Source organism: Alicyclobacillus acidoterrestris (assembly GCF_022674245.1).
Lineage (GTDB): Bacteria > Bacillota > Bacilli > Alicyclobacillales > Alicyclobacillaceae > Alicyclobacillus > Alicyclobacillus acidoterrestris.
This window is the reverse complement of record NZ_CP080467.1, coordinates 332,501-353,572: the sequence shown is the minus strand read 5'-3', so window position 1 is coordinate 353,572 and position 21,072 is coordinate 332,501. Positions and strand designations below refer to the sequence as shown.

Below are 21,072 nucleotides of genomic sequence, written 5' to 3'. Positions count from 1 at the left end.
ATATTCACCTATGTCCAAAAACGATGATTTTTATTCAAAAGAGGTGAGCATCCGTCCAATCATCACAGTTTGCATTGGATAAGGATATCACAAGCAAATTGTGGAGTCAACTTCTATTCATCGTCTTTATGCTTCGCGAGATTGCGCGTCCGCGCGATACCCCTTCACCGCGCGAAAAATGAAATAACCAGATCTCTTGTAGACAACGTCCACGCTGTCATAAATCCGCCTCAGCTCTTCGAGCGCGGAGGGCGCACCATGTTTCTTCTGAATGACAATCCAAAGCCGCCCACCTGGAACAAGTGCCCGATGCGCGTCGGCAAACAAGCGATACACCACCTGTTTACCAGCGCGAATCGGCGGGTTCAGCAAAACGTCGTCAAACTCCGAGACGATGTCCGCCGGAACCCCATCACTGTGCAGATACGTGCAGCGATGTGAGAACTTCGAAGTGTTCCGCCTCGCGAGGTCGAGAGCTCGTCCATTGATCTCGATGAGCGTCCACCTCGTGTTCGGATAAACCGTGCCGAGCACTGCCGTCACGACTCCGTAACCCGCGCCGAGATCGAGTGCATGACACGTACCAGCCAAGTCGACGTGCTCTAGAAGACGCCGAGTCGCATCGTCCAGCGCACTTTTCGAAAACACGCCGTTATCCGTGACCAAGTGCATGTTCACGCCGCGCACCTCAACCGCAATCGTACGCTCCTGACTCTGTGCCTGCGGATCTTTCGAATAGTAGTGTTCAGACACGGTTTCACCTCCACCTCAACCCGCACAACGCGCAAGAAGGGTACCCCTACGGAGCACCCTTCTCGGCTGAAAAGCTTACTTAATTTCTACAGAAGCGCCAGCTTCCTCGAGCTTAGCCTTGATGCCTTCAGCATCTTCTTTCGAAACCTTTTCCTTAATCGACTTCGGAGCGTTGTCAACGAGTTCTTTCGCTTCCTTCAGGCCGAGACCGGTGATTTCACGAACAACCTTGATAACACCAATCTTCGAAGCACCTGCATTCGCCAAGATAACGTCGAATTCGGTCTGCTCAGCAGCGCCGCCTTCAGCACCAGCAGCCCCACCAGCAATCGCTACAGGAGCAGCAGCAGTTACGCCAAATTCTTCTTCAATCGCCTTAACCAAATCGTTCAGTTCGAGCACCGTCATATTTTTAACGGCATCCAAGATTTCTTGAGTCGTCAAGCGAATAACCTCCCTGAATTCCAGAGACCAGACTCTGGTAAATAATTTGTTTTATTCTGCGGCCGGTGCCTCTGCACCCTCGCCTTTTTGGTCAGCAACCTGTTGCAACGAGTAAGCCAAGTTGCGCATAGGCGCCTGCAAGACACTAAGCAACATCGACAACAAACCTTCGCGAGAAGGCAGCTTCGCGATGCTTGCAACTTCCTCAGCAGATACGATACGACCCTCGACGATACCGCCCTTCAGTTCGAGCGCTTTGTGGTCGCGAGAGAAGTCGTACAACACTTTCGCAGCAGTTACTGCGTCGTCGTAGCCAAACGCGACAGCCGTTGGGCCTGCGAGGTACTGATCTAGATCTGCGTAGTTCAGCTTTGCAGCCGCGCGGCTGGTCATGGTGTTTTTCAACACCTGGTACTCCACGCCTGCCTCACGAAGTTTCGAACGAAGTTCTGTATCTTCAGCGACATTGAGTCCGCGGTAGTCCGCCAGCACGACGCTCTTACTGCGTTCAATGCGCTCTGCAATCTCATTTACGAGTTGTTCCTTTTCTGGACGTACTGCCAATCCATCCACCTCCTTGCGAAAATCAAACATACAAAAAGCGCCTCGACATACGAGGCGCACGCATACTGAACCCAGGATGCACACGACCTCGGTAGGCACTTTAACCCATATCGCACAAACTGTTCGACGAGAACGCTAGAACGCGATGTACCATATAGGACCTACTGTCTACGGTCAGCTTTTCGATTGTAACAACAACACGAACTACAGCAGAAATTATTCTGCAGCAGCTGCAACGCGTTGTGCGTTGACACGAACACCAGGGCCCATCGTCGACGTCACTGTGACAGTGCGCACGTATTGACCCTTCGCGCCAGACGGCTTCGCCTTTTGCAAGGCGTCCAACAAGGTGCGGAAGTTGCCAACCAACTGGTCAACTTCAAACGACACTTTGCCAATCGGGCAGTGAATGATGCCCGCTTTGTCGAGACGGTACTCAATCTTACCAGCCTTGATCTCCTGCACCGCACGAGCCACGTCAAACGTGACGGTACCCGTCTTCGGGTTTGGCATCAAGCCTTTTGGACCGAGCACGCGACCCAAACGGCCGACGGCACCCATCATATCCGGGGTAGCAACGACGACATCAAAGTCGAACCAACCCTGGGAAATCTTTTGAATGAGGTCATCGTCGCCCACGTAGTCGGCGCCTGCCTCTTGTGCTTCCTTCGCCTTGTCACCCTTGGCGAAAACAAGGACACGTGAGGTTTTACCTGTACCGTGCGGCAAAACAACCGCGCCACGGACTTGTTGATCTTGTTTCTTCGGATCAACACCCAAGCGAACAGCAACCTCGACCGTTTCGTCAAACTTCGCCTTTGCAGCTTGTTTCACGAGACCGAGTGCCTCTTGTACGTCATACAATTTTTCGCGGTCAACCAGCTTTGCAGCTTCTTGAGCGCGTTTAGAGTTACGAGCCATTGTTTCACCTCCATGTGGTCTGCGGTTCGTAAACCTCCCACGATTCTCCGCGGGATTAGTCCTGAATCAGGATTCCCATGCTGCGCGCGGTCCCTTCGACCATGCGCATCGCTGCTTCTACGTTTGCTGCATTCAGGTCTGCCATCTTCTGTTCGGCAATCTCGCGAACCTGTTCGCGTTTCACCGTAGCCACTTTGTTGCGGTTCGGCTCAGCGGATCCAGATTCAATGCCTGCAGCCTTCTTGAGCAAGACAGCAGCCGGCGGAGTTTTGAGGTCAAACGTGTACGAACGGTCTTCGTAAACGTAAAGCACGACCGGGATGATTAGACCTACCTGATCCGCAGTGCGCGCGTTGAACTCTTTACAGAACCCCATAATGTTACCAACCTGCGCTTGACCCAGCGCAGGACCTACCGGCGGCGCAGGTGTTGCTTTTCCGGCTGCGATTTGCAACTTCACAACCTTGATAATCTTCTTTGGCAACACGCCCACCTCCTTCGCTCATAATGTGGTAATCGGGTATGTGCCCTCCCACGGGACGCGTCATGAAGAACGAATCCTTCACGCATTTATCAGACTCGACAATGCGAGTCACAGAAGCGAGGGCAAAATCGCCACTCGACATACTGCCAGTTTAGGACAGGCGTTCTACCTGTTGGTACTCCACTTCAAGCGGTGTCTCACGACCAAACATCGAGACAAGCACCTTCAGCTTCTGGTGTTCCGGGTTAACCTCTTCCACCGTGCCAACCATATCCGCAAACGGACCTTCGACAAGCCGCACAACCTCGCCAACATCATACTTGACGTTGCTCTTTGGTTCGTTCGCATCCATCGACTTCAGGATGGCCTGTACTTCGTGAGGCAGCAGAGGAACAGGTTTCGAACCAGCCCCTGTCGATCCGACGAACCCCGTCACCCCCGGCGTGTTGCGCACAACATACCAAGAGTCATCCGTCATGACCATCTCAACGAGCACGTATCCCGGGAACACCTTGCGTTGTACCACGCGTTTCTTCCCGTTTTTCAGCTCGAGTTCATCCTCTGTCGGAACCATCACATTGAAAATGCGATCTTCCATCCCCATGGACTGAACGCGACTTTCCAAGTTGCTCTTAACCTTGTTTTCGTAGCCCGAATACGTATGAATGACATACCAATGTTTTTCGAGGTTTTCCATAACTCGGGGCAAATTCGCCCGGACACCTCCAAAGCTCAGTCCTTAAACTACACCGATGAAGGTCAACAGCCGAGACACACCAATGTCAAAGCCCCAAACGAACAATCCGAGAATGACGCACAAGACCAACGAAGCGGCGGTATAGAGCACAATGTCACGACGCTTCGGCCAGCGAACTCGACGGAGTTCCCTCCACGATTCCGCAAAGAAGGCAAAAAACCCCGAGCGGTGGCGTGTCTTAGCTTCAACCAATCTTTCGTTTGCCTTTGCCATACCGGATGACTCCTTTGATGCTGACTTCGACTTAGCGGGTTTCACGGTGCGTCGTATGCGAGTTGCACGTCGGGCAATATTTCTTGAGTTCGATCCGGTCTGGATCATTTTTCTTGTTCTTGTTGCTGATGTAATTCCGTTGTTTGCACTCTGTGCATGCCAGCGTAATGATATCGCGCACTCAGGGCACCTCCCCTACAAGCGGTTGTCCGAACATCATCCGCTTTAAACGGCGAGGATGTTCTGAACGACGCTTATTCAAACGAGAAAACTAAAACATGACGCAAAAACAGAAGAACCCCCATACGGGGACTCACATACCTGTGTTACATTAGCATATCACGTTGCGGAACGTCAAGTATTTCTCTAGTTTGCGTTTGACGCGTTGCAACGCATTGTCAATCGATTTGACATGTCGTGCCAAATCGACGGCAATCTCCTGATAAGACCGGCCATCAAGGTACAGCATGAGCACCTTTCGTTCGAGGTCACTCAGCAATTCCGACATCTTATCTTCAATATCGTCAAATTCTTCCTGGTGTATAACCAGTTCCTCGGGATCAGAGACACGCACAGTGCAAATTACGTCGAGCAGCGTCCTATCCGAATCTTCGTCATAAATCGGCTTGTCCAACGAGACATAGGAGTTTAACGGGATGTGCTTTTGGCGGGTGGCCGTTTTAATCGCGGTAATAATTTGCCTAGTGATACACAACTCGGCAAATGCTTTAAAAGAAGAGAGCTTGTCCCCACGAAAGTCACGAATAGACTTATACAGCCCAATCATGCCCTCCTGGACAATGTCCTCTCGGTCGGCACCAATTAAGAAGTATGATCTCGCCTTTGCTCGAACGAAATTTCGATACTTGTGAATGAGGTACTCGAGTGCATCGGTATTCCCGGCGCGCACCGCCTCGACAAGTTCTTCGTCTGTTCGATTTTCGTAATCCGAATAATCGGCATCCAACTGTGTTGGCTGTGTCGACAAACCATATCACCCCGAGCCCAGATGGTTGTCGCCATTATACATTATGTAATCTATGATTATCAATCGTTGTTTTCGGATAAAATCTACTTCCTCCGCCATTTTTCTAACGCTTTTGCAATATCGTCACGAATGCTGTCGCCTAGGCGGGACTTTGTCTTGTCGTGTATTCGGCCTGTTTGCTGGCGAACCAGCCGTTGCATCGACTCCAGTCGGCGCAATAATTCCGCCGCGGAAATGCGCAATGCGCCGCCGCCGAACGACACCTGCTGTTCGGCGGCGTCCGACGTCGCCACCGTGATATTTCGATAGTTTTCCCGAATGTCGTAGACAAGTCGCTCAATGCGGGCGTCCGCAGTCTCGCCCGCATCCGTAAAAACGATGTCAATGCCCGCCCGCCGTTCGGAGACGCCAAGGCCCCGACGGTGATGGGCATCGTACACGACGATGACATCTTCGTCGTACATCGCCCTGTATTGTGATAGCAAATCTTCCAAATCTCTGCGGGCCGACTCCAAATCTGGGATCTTCGTCAAACTGGTTCCAGATTTTCGGGCCACCACGTTATACCCGTCGACAATCAAGCAGCGTTGACCCTTGCGCTTACGTTCGCTGCCGGACGACTTCATAAAGCATGACCCCCGCCGCGACCGACGCGTTCAGACTTTGAACTCGTCCGAGAATAGGAATGTTCACGAGGAAATCGCAGCGGTCACTGACCAAGCGGTGCAATCCCGCACCTTCGGATCCAATCACGACGACAGTCTTGTGGCGATAATCGACATCGACCATGCGGTGGTCAGCGTCGACGGTCGTTCCAACCACCCAATACCCTGCGTCTTTGAGCTTCTCCAACGCCTGTACGATGTTGGCCACCCGCGCCACAGGTAGGTACTCGAGCGCCCCCGCAGCCGCCTTAGCGACCGTTTCCGTGAGCGGTGCGGCGCGATGTTTGCCAATGACCACACCTTGTGCCCCAGCCGCCTCCGCCGTCCGAATAATGGCGCCCAAGTTGTGCGGGTCCGTCACGCCGTCTAACACCACGACAAGCCCCGTCACGCCCGTGTCGCGCGCGATAATATCCTCTAGCTCGGCATACTCGTAAGGTGCGACATACGCGACAACGCCTTGATGTGCTTGCCCCGCAATCGCGTCAAGGCGGCTCCGGGGTACAAACTGGACGACGATTCCCTGTTCCTTGGCGCGCGCGACGATGTGTTCATATCCGCCTTCCACGGCTCCCTCAGCGATCACGACTTTGTTAATCGGACGCCCCTCGGCGAGCGCCGTCGCGACCGGATGCCGCCCTTTGATGAGCTGCGTCTGGACTTGTTCATCCAATGCGACGATAGGTTCCTCACAGGATGCATCGCGAGCGTCTATTTGCCGCGGTTTCCGACGCGTTTCCCCATCGCGGCGAGCAGATGGACGTGGCGCCTCTCCACGGCGCCAGGCGTCCGCACGGCGGGGTGCACCTGCGCCCCCTTCTGGGCTCCGCCTGCGCGTATCGCCACGGTTGCCCCGGCGCTCACCTTCACCGCGGTTCGCACGCGAACCCATCTGCCTATTCTCGTTTCGATTCCCTGACCTGCGTCGCTCGTTCATCCATGAGACTCCTTTGCTAACTCATCCAAATAGGCGAGTGCTCGTTGAATAATATCCTCTAGACGCGCCTGTTGACCTGTGCCATGCAAATGGCCAATCAGCGCTTCAAACCCTGTACTGTGACGGTAGACAATGACGTCGACGTTTTTCCGGGCATGCGCCGATTTCGCATTGCGGCCCCGCCGAACGACATCTGCCTCGTCTTCGCTCAAGTCGGTCGCAATCCCTGCCAGCGCCTTCGCCTGAGCCGTGGCGCTCACGTATCGCGTACACCGCTTATGCAATTCGTGCGGCTTGCGGATGCCCTGGTTTAAACAGTGCTGCCGCGCATACACTTCCCAAATGGCATCGCCAATAAAGGCCAAGCCCAATGGGGATAGTTCAGCAACCGTAAAAACTTGCTTCATACCTCAAAGCTCCACCGCGTCCCCTGCGGCGTATCCTCCAGGATAATGCCGCGGCGCTTCAGCGCGTCGCGAATTTCGTCAGCACGGTTGAAGTCGCGGCGCGCTCTCGCTTCATTTCGCTCCTCAATCAGTTGAGCGATTTCCTGCTCCAAACTGACCCCCTGCCTTTCCGGGATACCAAGCACATTCAGCAGTTCAACTAACACCGTGCGGTAGGCGTGCAAATCCGTCACCAGCAAATTACCTTGCGCCAAACGCGTGTTAATCCGACGAACCCCTTCAAAAATGGCGGAAATCCCATCAGCGGTGTTGAAATCGTCATCCATCGCCGTGGTAAACGCCTCTCGAATCTCCGCCACGTCCGCTGCGACGTCCGTCGAAGGACCTTTACCGGCCACATCGATCACGCCATCAAGCCTTTGCAGCGCATCCAAGTGATGGTCAATGCTCTGAATGGCCCGGTCGATTCGCAATAACCCTTGCTCTGCCTGATCTAAGCCCTCCTCAGTGTAGTTCAAAGGATGCCGATAATGAGCCGACAGCAAGAAGAAGCGAATCGTCCGCGGATCCCGACGGGTCAACAAATCTCTTGCGGTGATAAAGTTGCCAGTCGACTTAGACATCTTCTCGCCGTTGATGTTCAGGGTTCCGTTGTGCAGCCAATAATGGGCAAAGACGTGGCCCGAGTGGGCTTCACTTTGCGCAATCTCGTTTTCGTGATGCGGGAAGATAAGGTCGCGTCCACCCGCGTGAATATCAATTTCCTCACCTAAGTACAAGGCGTTCATCACCGAGCACTCGATGTGCCAACCCGGTCGCCCTGGTCCCCATGGACTCTCCCAAAACTCCTCACCCGGTTTCGCAGCCTTCCACAGTGCAAAATCGGTTGGGTCATCCTTCTCCTCTTGCACGTCAATGCGGTGACCCGCTCGCATATCTTCTGGCGACTGATGCGACAACTTGCCGTACTCAGGGAAGGACGACGTGTCAAAGTAGACGTTGCCATGGCGCTCATAGGCATGGCCCCCCGCAATCAAATCCTCGATGTAGGAGATGATTTGCGGAATGCATTCAGTCACTCGCGGATGCACGGATGCATCCCGAATAAACAGCGCCCGCGCGTCGTCAAAGTAGTCCTGTATGTTGTTTTGCGCCAATTCTCGCGGCGGAATACCCATTTCATTGGCTCGCTGGATGATGCGGTCATCGACGTCCGTGAAGTTTTGTACATACCGCACTTCGTAACCGCGGTACTCAAGATACCGGCGGATCGTGTCAAACGCGACAAACATCCGCGCGTTGCCTAAGTGAAAGAAATTGTAGACGGTGGGTCCGCACGCGTAGAAACGAACCTTTCCCGGTTCGATAGTCTGAAGTTGCTCTTTCTTCCCTGACATGCTGTTATATAACACAATTGCCACGTTTCCTCATCCCTTCCCAGTGCGTATCACAAGTGAGCACTGACAAAAAACACCGTCTCTACTCAGAGACGGTGTTCCCGCGGTTCCACTCTGGTTGACATCAAAATACCCTGACGTCCACTCGAAGCATATAACGGTGCTCACCGTCGGATTTTACTGAGCCTCACGGCCGTTCCTTCCGATGCACTTGGCAAGCGCACCCCGATGCGACGCTGCGCACCCACTCGCAGCCTGGTCGCCCAGGTGGGTGCTCTCTGTTGCAGCATATGCACACCGGCCTCCTGCCGCGCGTTGACATATATACTAACCGTACGGATATCCCACCGTCACGGCGACTGACTCCATTATGACCTGCTCTCTAGCGCGCTGGCAAGTCTCTCAAGGACCCAAGAGCGAGGCAAGAGCGCAATCGTCTTTTGCAGGTCGGGACCATGAACCTGACCTGTCAACGCCGCCCGGACTGGCATAAACAAGGCCCGCCCCTTGACGCCTTGCTCCTTTTGAATCTGCTTAAAGCGCGCGCGGCTCGCTTCCGCGGTCCACTCGTCATCCGCTTTGGCAAGCGCCAAGTACGCAGCTACAACTTCTTTGCTGCCTGGCTGCTCTAACAATTCCAGGGCTTCTTCATCATACGCGACACGCTTGTCAAAGAACCCCTTCGACAGTTCGATGAAATCAGCTGCACAGACCATTTGTTCCTGATACAGTGACACCACTTGTTCCAGCCAATCCTCCGAAACACCATCCGGCAAGGCCTGTCCGACGCGCTTTAATTGCCGCCTCACCATCGCTGTGGCCTCGTCGGGCGCAAGCGCCTTAAAGTACTGATTAGCCATCCAGTTCAGCTTGTCTACATCGAAGACAGCTCCAGCTTTGCTGACGCGCCCGAGATCAAACTGTGAACACAACGCGTCGATATCAAACAATTCTTCTTCACCCTCAGGCGACCACCCGAGAAGTGCGAGGAAGTTGATAATCGCGTGTGGCACATAGCCGAGCTCCTCATACGTTTGAATCGGAAGGACACTCGGATCGCGCTTGCTCAATTTTTTGCGGTTGTGATCGAGTACGATAGGCAAATGAGCAAATGTCGGAATCTCATAGCCGAACGCTTGGAACACCAAAATTTGCCGCGGCGTATTGGACAAGTGCTCTTCAGCGCGAATGACGTGGGTGATTTTCATCGCCGCATCATCCACAGCGACCTGAAAATTGTAAGTCGGTATTCCGTTCGACTTCACAATCACATAGTCTCCAATATCACTGCTATTAAACGTCACATGCCCGCGAATCAAGTCGTCGACGACGATTTCTTGATTCTCCGGCACGCGAAAGCGAATGCTGTACGGGATACCTGCGTCAATTTTCGCTTGCCGTTCTTCTTCGGACAACGCGCGACAGCGGCCGCTGTACTGCGGGACCCGCCCTTCGCGTTCAGCCGCTTCCCGCTCCGCCGCCAACTCCTCATCCGTGCAAAAACACGGATAGGCCTGTCCATTGTCAAGGAGCTTCTGCACGTGCTCACGATACAGGTCTAAGCGCTCCATACAACGATACGGCGCGTATGGACCACCTACGTCAATTCCTTCATCCCATTGAATACCCAACCAGTGAAACCCGTCCAGAAAGGCCAGCTCTGCGCCTTCGATGTTTCGGTTGGTGTCAGTATCCTCAATGCGTAAGACAAATTCGCCACCGTGGCGCCGCGCATACAAAAAGTTAAAGAGTGCGGTGCGCACGCTGCCAATATGTAAATGCCCAGTAGGGCTGGGTGCAAAACGAACCCGAACGGTCATTTGCTCGATACTCCTTCCAATGGTGCGAGCAGAACCACAGCCTGCGCCGCAATCCCTTCTTTGCGACCGACGAAGCCAAGCGTCTCCATCGTGGTCGCCTTGATAGACACTTGTTGCACATCGCATCCACAGGCACCAGCGATATTCTCCCGCATACGCGTGACGTGTGGTGCCAGTTTCGGCGCTTCAGCAAGTACCATAACATCTAGGTTACAAAGACGATATCCCTGTTCTGTCACGAGGCGGACGACGTGTCGCAACAACTCCATACTGTTTGCATCCTTGTAACGGGCGTCTGTATTCGGAAAGTGATGTCCAATGTCGCCCAAGGCCAAAGCGCCAAGCATCGCGTCCATCACCGCGTGCAAAACGACGTCCGCATCAGAATGCCCCAACAATCCGAACTCCGCAGGAATGCGTTCACCACCCAAGACAAGCGGTCGGCCGGAGACGATTTCGTGCACGTCAAAACCGTTCCCTATTCTCATCATAAATCTCCTTCCTCTCCCCACAGTTTGCTCGCCAGCCAAGCGGCGTAATCCAAATCTGCCGGAGTCGTCACCTTTCCGTTATACGCCGTAGACTCCACGCAGGCCACACGATAGCCAAGCGACTCGAGCAATGCGCTGTCGTCCGTTGGAGACTCCACCGACGAATCTTCGAGATACGCCGAGTAGATGAGGTCCCCTCGCACAACTTGTGGTGTTTCTGCTAGAAATAATTGCTCGCGGGGAACCGTGTGATCGACATACTGATCCGTGCGCCACTTTACCGTATCCCTGCAACTTCTGCCAAGAATGGCTGCACCACTAGGGCGCGCCGCATCATATGTACGAATGACGTCGTCACGACTGACAAAAGGGCGCGCGGCGTCATGCACTGCGACCAAGACCTCTCGTAAGTCTAGCCCGATTTCCAACACAGTGTCATAGATATACCGCATACCTGCCGCGACGGATGCATGCCGGGTCGGTCCACCCTGGACAACCGCACATCGCTCATTCCACGCAACTTCCTCCAGCGTGCCGCGCATCTGGGGTATATCTTCCGCACTTGCGACGACTGCGACGCGTTGGGCGCCGCCGGCCAACATCGCCTCCACCGATCTCGTCCACATCGGCCGCCCGGCGAGCTGCAAGAACTGCTTTTTAAATCCCATCCGCCGACCCTGGCCTGCCGCCACGACGATGGCAAACAACATAGTAGCTTCCCGTCCTCTCTGTCACCTACAGGCCATCGTATTCACAAAACAGGACCGGCATGTACCGGTCCTGTCGACATGCAAATGTACAGAAGCCCATGGGACGAGCGATTACAAAGCGCGCTCAAGAAGTTTAGGCTTCGCAAAAATCATACGCCCAGCAGATGTCTGCAACACACTTGTGACGAGCACGGACAACATCCCGCCAATATACTCGCGCCCGCCTTCGATGACAATCATCGTACCGTCATCCAGATAGGCGACACCCTGATTATACTCCTTGCCGTCCTTGATGACTTGTACGTGCAACTCTTCACCAGGCAAGACCACAGGTTTCAGCGCGTTCGCCAAATCGTTGATATTCAACACTGGAACACCCTGCAGTTCGCACACTTTATTGAGATTGAAGTCATTGGTCATGACTTTGCCGTGCATTTGCTTCGCGAGGCGAACCAACTTGGAATCCACTTCTTGAATATCGTCAAAGTCGATTTCGACAATTTGAACCGGCGCCTTCAATTCCTTTTGAATCCGATTCAGTACATCGAGCCCGCGACGTCCACGGTTGCGCTTGAGCACATCGGAGGAATCCGCGATATGCTGCAATTCTTCGAGGACAAACGAGGCGATAATCAGCACGCCGTCCAAAAATCCTGTCTCCACGAGGTCTGCAATCCGCCCGTCGATAATGACGGAGGTATCTAGCAACTTTGCCTCACCTGGCCGCAAAGCCGCTTTCTTGTCTTTATCTTTCTCTTTATCGCCCCGGTCCTTCAGCGAAATCTTTCCTGCAAACAAATTCAGCAGTTCCTCTCGCTTGGTAAAACCAATCCTCAGACCGAGATATGCAAAAAAGATACTGACAAAGAATTGAACCGGCACCCCTACGACTGGAATCGAGCGAACCTCTGGAGACAACAGGTAGGCCACGACCAACCCGATAACCATCCCAATGGTACCACCGAGAATGTCCGCGAGGGGAGCACTCTTCAACCGCTCTTCCACCCAGCGCAAGAGCGTTGAAACATAGTTCACGAGGGAGATGGTCGCCAAAATGAACAGCGCACCACCAATTGCGGCCCCAAACCACTTGTGCGTGATAAACAAATTAGAATTGAGATGAAAAACACGTGTGAATAAGTCCGGGCCAAACGTATAACCGAGGACTACCCCGATGACCGCAAAAAACAGATGAACAACCTTTTTTAACATAAATTCAGTCACCTCCTGTCAATAGTATGGGCATATGCGCCATTGTCTTAATCATGTGTGACCGATTTTCATTAAGCACCACAAGTGTCCCTTCTAAATATTGGGGTAGTGATTGTAGTGTAACAAAGAGCCCATGTTCGGTCAAAGTAAAGCGGGCCCAGTCGCGGGCCCGTCACAAAACCGATGAACTTTTGTCAGGATGTTGTTCGAATTGAACCGTCACATTTCGCGGAATGGACTCGAAGGTTCGACCTCTCCATCCATCTCCACATCGTTTGAAGACATGCCCCGCGCGCGGCGGATACGATGGCGGCGAACGCCGCGCAACATCCCGTAGACCGCGTAAATGGCAAGAACGCCAAAGATGATCCAATTTGCGCGGATGAAATGAAATTTAATCGCGCAAAAGACGATGACCACAAACAACGGCACGAGCACCACTGCAGATTTTGGGAACGCGACTCGCTTAAAGTTTGGATAGCGGACGCGGCTGACCATCAATACAGACAATATGAACATACCCAGCGGTAAAATGACAATGGCCGGATGAAGAACTGGCCGGGTCAAAGCCATTGTCGCCAAAATGCCACCTGCGGCAGTAATGGGTAGTCCCACAAAATACGACGACGACTTCGTTTCGACATTGAAACGAGCGAGCCGCAGCGTGCCACAGATGGGAAACCAGATAGCCAGTACAGCGCCGAGCAGGCCGAGATGCGACAACAGGACCTGGTACATGATAACGGCTGGCGCCACACCAAAGGTGACTAAGTCAGACAGCGAATCGAGTTGTTTCCCAAATTCGCTCTCTGCGTGCAACAACCGGGCTGCACGCCCGTCTAGGCCGTCCAGAAGCATGCCGATGACGACCAACAGAGCAGCTTCATTAAAGTGCCCGTGAATCGACATCAAGATGGCCACCATGCCAATGACCAAATTCCCCAGAGTCAACAAGCTGGGGATAGACTTGATGAACAATGACAAGACCTCCCAAGTATCGTAGGAAAACGTAAAAGCCTATAAATGACGATCAATGAGGACCTGTTCTTGGATACGATTGAGACCATCGCGGATGACGCGCGCCCGAACGGTGCCCACTCCTTCGACTTCGTCGAGGTCATCCACACTGGCAGCAAGGATATTCGTCAGAATTCCAAAATGTTCGACTAGATTTTCAATCACAGGCTGCGGCAACCGGCTAATTCGATTCAGCAACCGGTAGCCACGGGAAGGGACAACTTCCTCCAGCAGATTGACACTCGGCTGGTAGCCCAGCGCTTTGGCGACCAACGTGCCATCCAACAACTCGTCAGCACTCATGTTGTGAAGCGTCGACAGCACGTGGTGCGGGGTGGCATCCATTTCACTGTGCAGGTAATCTTTGACCAGCAGGTACGCCTGCTCGTCGACGTTCGCGACTAATTCCTCCAGCTGCATGGTCACCAAGCGACCTTCACTGCCGAGTTCGGTAATGTATCGGCGAATTTCCGCTTTAATCCGCAACACCGTCTCGAAGCGCTGTAGCACAGTGGTGACCTCGTCAAGGGAGACTGCCTCTTCAAACTCCAGGGCGCTCAAATCGGTCAGTTCCTGGTCGAGGACCGTTTTATACTTCTCCAGAGTTTGCATTGCCTGATTGGCTTTTGTCAAGATCACCGAGATATCGCGCAACACGTACTTAAACTGCCCTTGATACAACGTGATGACATTGCGGCGTTGGGAAATACAAATGACCAACTGCCCGCTTTCCCGCGCCACCCGCTCGGCAGTGCGATGACGCGTGCCCGTCTCCGACGTCGGAATGGTGTGATCCGGGTTCAAGTTGGTATTGGCGTACAGGATGCGCTTCAAATCATCACTAATAATGATAGCCCCATCCATCTTCGCCAATTCATACAATTGAGAAGGCGTCAACTCACAGTGAATCGTAAACCCGCCATCCATAATGGATTGCACTTTCTCCGTAGCGCCGACGACGATGAGTCCACCTGTCTTGGCACGCAAAATGTTTTCAATGCCCTCACGCAACACGGTTCCCGGCGCGACCATCCGCAGAATCTTGTTGACAGTCACGTCCATCTTTGCTTCTTCCCTCAATATTTGTCACCCCTGTGGCCAGACAACCCTCAAAAGGCGCGTTGTATGGCATCCTGCAGCGATTTGATTGGAACGATTTCAAGTCCCGAAAACGTCTCCGAAAGCGACTGGCCCGCCGGTATGAAACAACGGGTAAACCCAAGTTTATGGGCTTCGCGAAGCCGCTCCGCCAAGCGTGTCACCGTGCGCACCTCACCGGTCAAGCCCACTTCGCCAATATAGAGATCACCTGCGGCAAGCGGCCTATCGCGGTGACTCGACACGAGCGCGAGAGCAATGCCAAGATCTACGGCAGGTTCATCCACCCGCACGCCGCCCGCGACGTTGACGTAGGCATCCGAAGCCTGCACTTGTAGCCCGAGGCGGCGTTCGAGCACCGCTAACAGCATACTGACTCGCGAGTGGTCTGCCCCTGTGGACATCCGTCGCGGTGTGCCAAAGCCAGTAGGTGCCACGAGCGCCTGCACTTCTAATAACAGCGGCCGTCTCCCCTCCATGGCGGCGACCACGGCAGACCCAGGGACCGCCCTGTCACGCTCCGATAAAAAGAGCAGCGATGGATTCGACACCTCGCGCAGTCCGTCGTCGTGCATCTCAAATACGGCCAGCTCGTTGGTGGACCCAAAGCGGTTCTTCACCGCCCGCAACACTCTATACATATGATGACGTTCGCCCTCAAAGTATAGTACCGCATCCACCATGTGCTCAAGCATTCGCGGCCCCGCTATCGCGCCATCTTTTGTCACGTGCCCAACAATGAATGTCGCGATATTTTGCTGTTTCGCCAGGCGCAAAAGCACACCCGTGCATTCCCGTACCTGTGCGACACTTCCAGGAGCAGACGTCAGCGACGGACGAAATACCGTTTGAATCGAATCGATAATCAAAAAATCCGGTTTTAGCGCCGTGGCCGATTCCACGACTAAGTCCAAATCCGTTTCAGCTAATACGTATAGGTTTTGATGAACGGTGCCCAGTCGTTCGGCGCGCAACCGAATCTGATTGGCCGATTCCTCTCCAGATACATACAATACCCGTTTATTTTGAGTCGCAATCGATTGCGACAATTGAAGCAGAAGTGTGGACTTGCCAATTCCAGGGTCCCCGCCAATGAGCATTAAAGACCCCGGTACAATCCCTCCGCCGAGAACAAAATCACACTCAGCCAATCCGGTTCGAACGCGCTGCTCGGTCTGCGGTGGAATCGATTCAATCGGCATGGGTTGCATGCGAACGCCAGTCACAGGCCCCGTGCGCACAGGTGCAACGGTCTCCTCGATTAATGTGTTCCACTCGCCGCACCCCGGACAGCGGCCCATCCATTTGATTTCAACATGTCCACAGGCCCCACAGACATATTGGGTCTTCGTCTTTGCCAACAGGCCTCCACCCTTCTTCACAAACTCTCCCTTGATGATACCTCAGCTTGTCGACACGTCTATCAACAATCGCAAAAAACCCGCCGCAAAATATGCGGCGGGTGAAAATACCCCGGATGAACGTTCACCGGTCCAGGCTCACGCCTGTGTCGCAGTCTGTGCCTTTTGCACGACCTTCAGCTCATTGCCTTCCAACCCAAGCAGCACAGTATCACCGCGCGTCACACTGCCAGAAAGCAGCGCCTCCGACAGTTTATCCTCAATGTGGCGCTGAATTGCGCGTTTCAGAGGACGAGCGCCGTACTGCGGGTCGAATCCCTCTTTTGCAAGGAAGGCCTTCGCCTCATCCGTCAACGTGAACTGAATGTCTTGTTCACTGAGGCGTTTTTGCAAGTCTTTTACCATCAATTCGACAATCTGGCCAATTTGACCCTCGTCGAGCGGATGGAAGACAATAATTTCGTCGATCCGGTTGATAAACTCCGGCCGGAACGTCCGCTTCAAATCCTGCATGACTTTCTCTTTCATGTCGTTGTATTGGCTTGCGTTATCGGGCTTAAATCCGACGCTGCCACCCTTGCGCAACTCCTCCGCACCGACGTTCGACGTCATGATGATGACGGTGTTGCGGAAATCGACCGTACGCCCTTTGCCATCGGTCAATCGCCCATCGTCGAGCACCTGCAACAGGATGTTGAACACCTCAGGGTGTGCCTTTTCAACTTCATCTAAGAGAACCACAGAGTAAGGCTTCCGGCGCACCTTTTCCGTCAACTGTCCGCCTTCGTCGTACCCTACATATCCCGGAGGCGATCCGACGAGCCGCGACGTCGAATGCCTCTCCATGAACTCGGACATATCAATGCGAATCATCGCGTCCTCGTCACCGAAGATAGACTCTGCCAACGCGCGAGCCAATTCCGTCTTCCCAACGCCTGTCGGGCCTAGGAAGATAAAAGAGCCAATCGGACGCTTGGGATCCTTCAGCCCAGCGCGCGCCCGACGAATCGCGCGAGAGACGGCCTCGACGGCCTCGTTCTGGCCAATCACGCGATTGTGCAGGACATTCTCCATATTGAGTAGTCGTTCGGACTCCTCCTGCGCCAGCTGCTTCACCGGCACGCCCGTCCACGCAGCCACGACGTGCGCGATGTCTTCTGCGGTGACACGAACGTCATCATGCTGCTGCGTCTGCTGCCACTGTTCCTTCAGTTGCTCGAGTTCCTGCTTAATCTTTTGCTCTTGGTCGCGAAGGTTCGCCGCCAGTTCAAACTCTTGTCCCTGTACCGCCGCATCCTTCTCGCTGCGAACTTTTTCGAGCTTCTGCTCAAGGTCTTTCAAATTCGGCGGTGCCGTATGCGTGCGCAACCGCACGCGGGATCCCGCTTCGTCAATCAAGTCAATCGCCTTATCCGGCAAAAATCTATCCGAGATATATCGCTCCGACAAGCGAACAGCAGCCTCCAGCGCCTCGTCCGTGATCTTCACGCGATGGTGCGCCTCGTACCTATCCCGCAATCCCTTGAGAATCTCCAAAGCCTCTTCCGGAGAGGGTTGATCAACCGTGATCGGCTGGAACCGACGTTCGAGCGCCGCGTCCTTTTCAATATGCTTGCGATATTCATCAAGCGTCGTAGCGCCAATACACTGCAGCTCCCCACGGGCAAGTGCGGGCTTCAGGATGTTGGACGCGTCAATCGCACCTTCTGCGCCACCCGCGCCAATCAGCGTGTGCAATTCGTCGATAAACAGGATGATATTGCCCGCCTGACGAATTTCATCCATGATTTTCTTGAGTCTATCCTCAAACTCGCCGCGGTATTTCGTCCCAGCGACGACCGTCCCCATGTCGAGCACCATCACCCGCTTGCTGCGCAGCGTCTCTGGGATGTCTCCCGCGACAATGCGTTGAGCCAAGCCCTCGGCAATCGCCGTCTTACCGACGCCAGGTTCGCCAATGAGCACGGGGTTGTTCTTCGTGCGCCGGGACAGCACCTGAATCACCCGTTCGATCTCGGTCGCACGTCCAATCACCGGATCGAGCTTGCCATCCCGCGCCATCTGCGTCAAATCGCGCGCCAATCCGTCCAAGGTCGGCGTACCTGCCGCGCTGTCCTTGTCGCCCACCATTTCCGCAGCATCGCCACCAAGCAGTTGCAGAACCTGCTGGCGGGCCTTGTTCAAACTCACGTTCATATTCGCGAGCACACGCGCCGCAACGCCTTCTCCCTCGCGAATGAGGCCGAGCAGGATGTGCTCCGTCCCCACATAAGTATGATTGAGCTTCCGCGCTTCATCGATGGACAACTCGATGACCTTCTTCGCCCGCGGCGTATAGGTCATCGCAGTGGACTGCCCTTGCCCCTGCCCGATAATGCGCTCCACTTCCTGTTGTACTTTATCCGCTTGGACGCCAAGCATCTGCAGTGCGCGTGCAGCAATTCCCTCGCCCTCGCGAACGAGGCCGAGCAAAATGTGTTCCGTACCGACGCCAGGATGGTGAAGGCGCGTCGCCTCTTCTTGGGCTAGCGCGAGGACCTTTTGAGCTCGTTCCGTAAATCGTGCGTACATTAACCATGCACCTCCGTATCATCTTGTCGAAGTCGTTCGCGAATCAACGCGGCCCGCCGAACGTCCCGCTCGGAAGCAGACAATTCGCGGTTGAAATACTTCTGTAAGAAGGCCGGCTGAGTCGAGATCATCAATTCTTTCAATATCCCTGCAGACACACCCTGGATAATGCCCAGGTCAATGCCGAGACGAACGTCGGATAGGCGCTCTAACGTTTCCCGAGAGTCCATCCTCCGCGCGTAAGCCAGAATCCCAAACGACCTGCTGACTCTATCCTCTAATTGAACCCGGTTGCGCTGCAACAGTTGTTCGCGCGCGTTGCGTTCGTGTCCAATCAACTGGGCGACTACGCTCTGCAGGTTGTCTATGATTTCTTCTTCAGTCTCGCCGAGCGTGATTTGGTTTGATACTTGGAATAAATTCCCATATGACTCCGATCCCTCTCCATAAATACCCCGCACCGCAAGCCCAACCTGCGACACGGCCGACAGGAGACGCTGAATACTGCCGGACAAGGCTAATCCCGGCAGATGCATCATCACGGAGGCCCGGATGCCTGTACCGACATTGGTCGGACAAGCCGTCAAATACCCGTACTTCTCATGAAACGCGTATGTCAGCTTACTCTCCAACGCGTCGTCAATCGAAGTGGCCAATTGCCAGGACTCCTTCAAACGCATCCCTGGCAGGATACATTGAATGCGAATGTGGTCTTCCTCGTTGACCATAATGCTGACCAATTCGTCATCCCGAAGAACGACTGCACCATGTTTGTCCTGTTGCGCCAAGTCCGGACTGATTAAATGCTTTTCCACAAGCACTTGTCTATCCAGGGGAGACAAGTCTCGACAGCGCACCATTTCGTAGTTTCCGAGCTGGTTGACAGACATCGTGCTCATCGCTTGCTCAACCAACTGGATGACTTCCGTGGCATGACTGTCGGTCTGCAGAATCGGAAACGGATACCCCTGGATGTTCCGCGCGACGCGAATCCGGCTGCTGATCACGATGTCGTCATCCGGTCCCCCATCGCGCATCCATCTGCTCATTGCCCGCTGCAGAAAATCACTGAGCGACATCTGTGCTCCCTCCTATTCTCCCGCATTCTGCTCAAGCGTCCGTATCTCATCCCGGAGCTCTGCGGCCCGCTCAAAATTCTCTTCGGCCACCGCCTGTTGCAGTTCACGGCGAAGGGCTTCTAGCCGACGCTGCTGCTGAATCTTCTCTCCGGACTTGGTCGGCACTTTTCCGGAATGGCTATTTCCTGTTTGGATCCGCCGCAACAAAGGCTCCAACCGACTCGCGAAGTTGTCGTAGCAATCGGGACAGCCAAAGCGCCCAAGTTGGGTGAATTGATTATATGTCATCCCACACGTCGAACAACGCAATTGGTTCACTTGCGTCGGCGTATACCCAGGGGAGGACTCCATATTCAAAAGCCCGCTCAGGAGCTTGTTAAAATCAAACGCATTGCCAGCGACGAACGGGTTCATAATTTCACCCTGCTCCTTGGCACACTGCTCGCATAAGTGGTACCCTGTCTTTTCTCCATTTACGATTTTGGTCACATGTACGGTCGCAGCCCGCTCGTGACATCGTTCACAAAGCATTCGGCACGACACCTCCCATCCACGAAGGTCAGTGGTCCTCGTTGTCATACGTTGCGATGACTTGAACTGCTGTGTATAGCAGACGCGATCTCAAACGGTCACGCAGTGGCAAATCCACATTGACCACTTCTCTCCGCAGCATATTCTCCAACATGACAGCTTCCCGCTTCGTCAGCCAAGATTCGCGCATTAACCGTTCAATGAGCGCCTCCGATGTCGCCTGACTCAACTCACTCGGCCAATTCCTCAACAAGGTCAACAGAGTATGCTCGGGATCCAACTTGATTTCGCGGATTCGAATATATCCTCCGCCACCACGTTTGGACTCGACGACATAGCCGTGATCCGTCGTAAACCGAGTACTGATGACGTAGTTTATCTGCGACGGCACGCAATTGAACAATTCGGCCAACTCACTGCGCTGAATCTCGACAACGCCAACATCACTCTCTTCAAGGATGCGCTTAAGATATTGCTCAATAATATCTGATATGTTATTCGGCATGGCTGATTACTCCCATCCTTCGGCAGCACCGCCCTCTGACTTTCACTATAATTGACTTTGACTTATCTTGACCATATTATACACCTCAGTTTTTGAAACGCAAGCCAGGTGACAGTCCGTTGAAAATACACCGTTTTCACGTTAAAC

At 53.9% G+C, this 21,072-nt stretch carries 24 protein-coding genes and 1 other annotated feature; all 24 genes read right to left on the bottom strand.

All coding sequences use genetic code 11. The annotated features are described in order from the left end of the window. Positions 1–126: 126 nt before the first annotated feature. The 24 genes from K1I37_RS01635 to K1I37_RS01520 all read right to left on the bottom strand — a co-directional run bounded on the left by K1I37_RS01635 (position 127) and on the right by K1I37_RS01520 (position 20,925). Positions 127–753 carry a class I SAM-dependent methyltransferase gene (locus K1I37_RS01635; protein ID WP_021296607.1) on the bottom strand — a complete coding sequence of 209 codons (627 nt, stop codon included), beginning with the start codon at positions 751–753 and terminating at the stop codon, positions 127–129. Between the two features lie 75 nt (positions 754–828). Continuing rightward, positions 829–1,197, bottom strand: a complete 369-nt coding sequence (gene rplL, locus K1I37_RS01630; protein ID WP_021296606.1) for a 50S ribosomal protein L7/L12 — start codon at positions 1,195–1,197, stop codon at positions 829–831. A 51-nt stretch (positions 1,198–1,248) separates the two neighbouring features. After that, positions 1,249–1,791, bottom strand: coding sequence for a 50S ribosomal protein L10 (rplJ, locus tag K1I37_RS01625; RefSeq protein ID WP_021296605.1), 543 nt, complete (start codon positions 1,789–1,791; stop codon positions 1,249–1,251). Next, positions 1,784–1,953, bottom strand: a sequence feature (ribosomal protein L10 leader region). (Overlaps the previous gene by 8 nt.) Before the next feature lie 24 nt (positions 1,954–1,977). Continuing rightward, positions 1,978–2,682 carry a 50S ribosomal protein L1 gene (gene rplA / locus K1I37_RS01620; protein ID WP_021296604.1) on the bottom strand — a complete coding sequence of 235 codons (705 nt, stop codon included), beginning with the start codon at positions 2,680–2,682 and terminating at the stop codon, positions 1,978–1,980. 55 nt (positions 2,683–2,737) lie between these two features. Next, positions 2,738–3,166 carry a 50S ribosomal protein L11 gene (gene rplK / locus K1I37_RS01615; protein WP_021296603.1) on the bottom strand — a complete coding sequence of 143 codons (429 nt, stop codon included), beginning with the start codon at positions 3,164–3,166 and terminating at the stop codon, positions 2,738–2,740. Positions 3,167–3,317: 151 nt separating this feature from the next. Continuing rightward, positions 3,318–3,863 (bottom strand): transcription termination/antitermination protein NusG, encoded by a 546-nt coding sequence (gene nusG / locus K1I37_RS01610; protein WP_021296602.1) that lies wholly within the window; start codon positions 3,861–3,863, stop codon positions 3,318–3,320. A gap of 42 nt (positions 3,864–3,905) precedes the next feature. Beyond that, entirely contained in the window at positions 3,906–4,136 is a 231-nt protein-coding gene (gene secE / locus K1I37_RS01605) for a preprotein translocase subunit SecE (RefSeq protein WP_021296601.1), read from the bottom strand. 31 nt (positions 4,137–4,167) lie between these two features. Continuing rightward, positions 4,168–4,317 (bottom strand): 50S ribosomal protein L33, encoded by a 150-nt coding sequence (rpmG, locus tag K1I37_RS01600; RefSeq protein WP_021296600.1) that lies wholly within the window; start codon positions 4,315–4,317, stop codon positions 4,168–4,170. A 150-nt stretch (positions 4,318–4,467) separates the two neighbouring features. Next, entirely contained in the window at positions 4,468–5,124 is a 657-nt protein-coding gene (gene sigH / locus K1I37_RS01595) for an RNA polymerase sporulation sigma factor SigH (RefSeq protein ID WP_021296599.1), read from the bottom strand. Between the two features lie 83 nt (positions 5,125–5,207). Continuing rightward, positions 5,208–5,750 carry a YacP-like NYN domain-containing protein gene (locus K1I37_RS01590; RefSeq protein WP_021296598.1) on the bottom strand — a complete coding sequence of 181 codons (543 nt, stop codon included), beginning with the start codon at positions 5,748–5,750 and terminating at the stop codon, positions 5,208–5,210. Continuing rightward, positions 5,725–6,726 (bottom strand): 23S rRNA (guanosine(2251)-2'-O)-methyltransferase RlmB, encoded by a 1,002-nt coding sequence (gene rlmB, locus K1I37_RS01585; RefSeq protein WP_021296597.1) that lies wholly within the window; start codon positions 6,724–6,726, stop codon positions 5,725–5,727. The genes K1I37_RS01590 and rlmB overlap by 26 nt, the downstream gene beginning before the upstream one ends. Beyond that, positions 6,723–7,133: a Mini-ribonuclease 3 gene (locus tag K1I37_RS01580; RefSeq protein WP_021296596.1), complete on the bottom strand. Its 411-nt coding sequence runs from the start codon at positions 7,131–7,133 to the stop codon at positions 6,723–6,725. Before K1I37_RS01580 ends, rlmB begins: the two co-directional genes overlap by 4 nt. After that, positions 7,130–8,554 (bottom strand): cysteine--tRNA ligase, encoded by a 1,425-nt coding sequence (cysS, locus tag K1I37_RS01575; protein ID WP_021296595.1) that lies wholly within the window; start codon positions 8,552–8,554, stop codon positions 7,130–7,132. Before cysS ends, K1I37_RS01580 begins: the two co-directional genes overlap by 4 nt. A gap of 344 nt (positions 8,555–8,898) precedes the next feature. Beyond that, positions 8,899–10,350 (bottom strand): glutamate--tRNA ligase, encoded by a 1,452-nt coding sequence (gltX, locus tag K1I37_RS01570; RefSeq protein ID WP_021296594.1) that lies wholly within the window; start codon positions 10,348–10,350, stop codon positions 8,899–8,901. Further along, positions 10,347–10,841: a 2-C-methyl-D-erythritol 2,4-cyclodiphosphate synthase gene (ispF, locus tag K1I37_RS01565; protein WP_031218667.1), complete on the bottom strand. Its 495-nt coding sequence runs from the start codon at positions 10,839–10,841 to the stop codon at positions 10,347–10,349. The genes gltX and ispF overlap by 4 nt, the downstream gene beginning before the upstream one ends. Further along, a complete protein-coding gene (locus K1I37_RS01560) occupies positions 10,838–11,551 on the bottom strand; it encodes an IspD/TarI family cytidylyltransferase (protein WP_021296592.1) in 714 nt (237 codons plus the stop codon). Before K1I37_RS01560 ends, ispF begins: the two co-directional genes overlap by 4 nt. Before the next feature lie 111 nt (positions 11,552–11,662). Continuing rightward, on the bottom strand, positions 11,663–12,763 hold the full coding sequence (locus tag K1I37_RS01555) for a PIN/TRAM domain-containing protein (RefSeq protein ID WP_021296591.1): 1,101 nt from the start codon (positions 12,761–12,763) through the stop codon (positions 11,663–11,665). 219 nt (positions 12,764–12,982) lie between these two features. Continuing rightward, entirely contained in the window at positions 12,983–13,741 is a 759-nt protein-coding gene (gene pssA, locus K1I37_RS01550) for a CDP-diacylglycerol--serine O-phosphatidyltransferase (RefSeq protein ID WP_021296590.1), read from the bottom strand. A gap of 39 nt (positions 13,742–13,780) precedes the next feature. Continuing rightward, entirely contained in the window at positions 13,781–14,842 is a 1,062-nt protein-coding gene (gene disA / locus K1I37_RS01545; protein WP_407653217.1) for a DNA integrity scanning diadenylate cyclase DisA, read from the bottom strand. Positions 14,843–14,889: 47 nt separating this feature from the next. Next, the gene (gene radA / locus K1I37_RS01540) at positions 14,890–16,239 is read right to left on the bottom strand and encodes a DNA repair protein RadA (protein ID WP_031218664.1); all 1,350 of its coding nucleotides are present in this window, start codon (positions 16,237–16,239) and stop codon (positions 14,890–14,892) included. Between the two features lie 138 nt (positions 16,240–16,377). Further along, positions 16,378–18,810, bottom strand: coding sequence for an ATP-dependent Clp protease ATP-binding subunit (locus K1I37_RS01535; RefSeq protein WP_021296587.1), 2,433 nt, complete (start codon positions 18,808–18,810; stop codon positions 16,378–16,380). Beyond that, complete coding sequence (locus tag K1I37_RS01530) at positions 18,810–19,889, bottom strand: protein-arginine kinase McsB (RefSeq protein ID WP_021296586.1); 1,080 nt, start codon at positions 19,887–19,889, stop codon at positions 18,810–18,812. The genes K1I37_RS01535 and K1I37_RS01530 overlap by 1 nt, the downstream gene beginning before the upstream one ends. A 12-nt stretch (positions 19,890–19,901) precedes the next feature. Continuing rightward, positions 19,902–20,420 (bottom strand): protein-arginine kinase activator protein McsA, encoded by a 519-nt coding sequence (locus tag K1I37_RS01525; protein ID WP_021296585.1) that lies wholly within the window; start codon positions 20,418–20,420, stop codon positions 19,902–19,904. Between the two features lie 28 nt (positions 20,421–20,448). Next, a complete protein-coding gene (locus tag K1I37_RS01520; RefSeq protein WP_021296584.1) occupies positions 20,449–20,925 on the bottom strand; it encodes a CtsR family transcriptional regulator in 477 nt (158 codons plus the stop codon). Positions 20,926–21,072 lie beyond the last annotated feature (147 nt).

Bases quoted from the DNA above. Each gene is read 5' to 3' on its own strand.
- rplA (WP_021296604.1), bottom strand. From the start codon at position 2,682: ATGGCTCGTAACTCTAAACGCGCTCAAGAAGCTGCAAAGCTGGTTGAC.
- secE (WP_021296601.1), bottom strand. From the start codon at position 4,136: ATGGCAAAGGCAAACGAAAGATTGGTTGAAGCTAAGACACGCCACCGC.
- K1I37_RS01530 (WP_021296586.1), bottom strand. From the start codon at position 19,889: ATGTCGCTCAGTGATTTTCTGCAGCGGGCAATGAGCAGATGGATGCGC.
- K1I37_RS01520 (WP_021296584.1), bottom strand. From the start codon at position 20,925: ATGCCGAATAACATATCAGATATTATTGAGCAATATCTTAAGCGCATC.
- K1I37_RS01555 (WP_021296591.1), bottom strand. From the start codon at position 12,763: ATGTTAAAAAAGGTTGTTCATCTGTTTTTTGCGGTCATCGGGGTAGTC.
- K1I37_RS01560 (WP_021296592.1), bottom strand. From the start codon at position 11,551: ATGTTGTTTGCCATCGTCGTGGCGGCAGGCCAGGGTCGGCGGATGGGA.
- rplJ (WP_021296605.1), bottom strand. From the start codon at position 1,791: ATGTTTGATTTTCGCAAGGAGGTGGATGGATTGGCAGTACGTCCAGAA.
- nusG (WP_021296602.1), bottom strand. From the start codon at position 3,863: ATGGAAAACCTCGAAAAACATTGGTATGTCATTCATACGTATTCGGGC.
- rlmB (WP_021296597.1), bottom strand. From the start codon at position 6,726: ATGAACGAGCGACGCAGGTCAGGGAATCGAAACGAGAATAGGCAGATG.
- K1I37_RS01590 (WP_021296598.1), bottom strand. From the start codon at position 5,750: ATGAAGTCGTCCGGCAGCGAACGTAAGCGCAAGGGTCAACGCTGCTTG.
- ispF (WP_031218667.1), bottom strand. From the start codon at position 10,841: ATGATGAGAATAGGGAACGGTTTTGACGTGCACGAAATCGTCTCCGGC.
- K1I37_RS01535 (WP_021296587.1), bottom strand. From the start codon at position 18,810: ATGTACGCACGATTTACGGAACGAGCTCAAAAGGTCCTCGCGCTAGCC.
- gltX (WP_021296594.1), bottom strand. From the start codon at position 10,350: ATGACCGTTCGGGTTCGTTTTGCACCCAGCCCTACTGGGCATTTACAT.
- K1I37_RS01525 (WP_021296585.1), bottom strand. From the start codon at position 20,420: ATGCTTTGTGAACGATGTCACGAGCGGGCTGCGACCGTACATGTGACC.
- disA (WP_407653217.1), bottom strand. From the start codon at position 14,842: ATGGACGTGACTGTCAACAAGATTCTGCGGATGGTCGCGCCGGGAACC.
- K1I37_RS01580 (WP_021296596.1), bottom strand. From the start codon at position 7,133: ATGAAGCAAGTTTTTACGGTTGCTGAACTATCCCCATTGGGCTTGGCC.